At 39.1% G+C, this 837-nt stretch carries 1 protein-coding gene; it reads left to right on the forward strand.

Annotated elements, in window-relative coordinates:
* Positions 1-240: 240 nt before the first annotated feature.
* A partial coding sequence (locus QZL66_RS07495) for a recombinase family protein (RefSeq protein WP_293601970.1) occupies positions 241-837 on the forward strand: 597 nt, incomplete at its 3' end.

An 837-nucleotide genomic window follows, 5' to 3' on the forward strand; every position in this document is an offset into this window, starting at 1 on the left:
AGCACTGCACAATTGTATCATTTGTGCAGTGCGGTTCTGTGGTGTGTAACCTACGCTACAAATAATACAAAATCCTCGAAATTACGGGCTTTTTAGACGTACTTTACAAAAGATACAATTTTTTTGAAAGTAGACTAATCCACAGAGATTTTACGCAGATTTGCCCTTGTTCTTTCCTAAAGGGTGTGCTATAATGAGTTTATTCAGGGAACTGAAAATAGACAAAGGAGAAAAAACAGCGTGGAGGAAAGAAACGTAACGAAGATTCCAGTTCGCCATGAATTACCACGATTATCCAAAGTTGGTGTTTATTGCAGAGTAAGTACAAATCAGCCAGAGCAGCTTCGCAGTATGTCTGCCCAAGCATCTCATCTCACAAGAACAGTTCTGCACAGCAGAGGATGGATACTGATTGATATTTATCTGGATTTTCATACTGGATTAAATGATAACAGACCAGAATTACAGAGATTATTGAAAGATTGCAGGTCCGGAAACGTTGATACCATTCTAACAAAAAGCGTCAGCAGATTTGGACGGAATACCAACAGACCAGAATTACAGAGGTTATTGAAAGATTGCAGGTCAGGAAACATTGATACCATTCTAACAAAAAGCGTCAGCAGATTTGGACGGAATACTGCTGAAACAATCCGCCTGATTCGAGAACTCAATGCCATTGGAGCCAGAATTATATTTGAGAACGAAGAAATCGACACTTCAAAATGTGAAAGCGAATTTCTTGTCACTTTAATTGAAGCCTATGCACAAGAAGAAAGCTATAACCGCAGTGAGAATATTCGATGGGGCATTGAAAAGCGAATGCAAAATGGAACA

This window comes from Ruminococcus sp. CAG:330 (genome assembly GCF_000437175.1).
In the GTDB taxonomy this organism is placed as follows: domain Bacteria; phylum Bacillota; class Clostridia; order Oscillospirales; family Ruminococcaceae; genus Ruminococcus_C.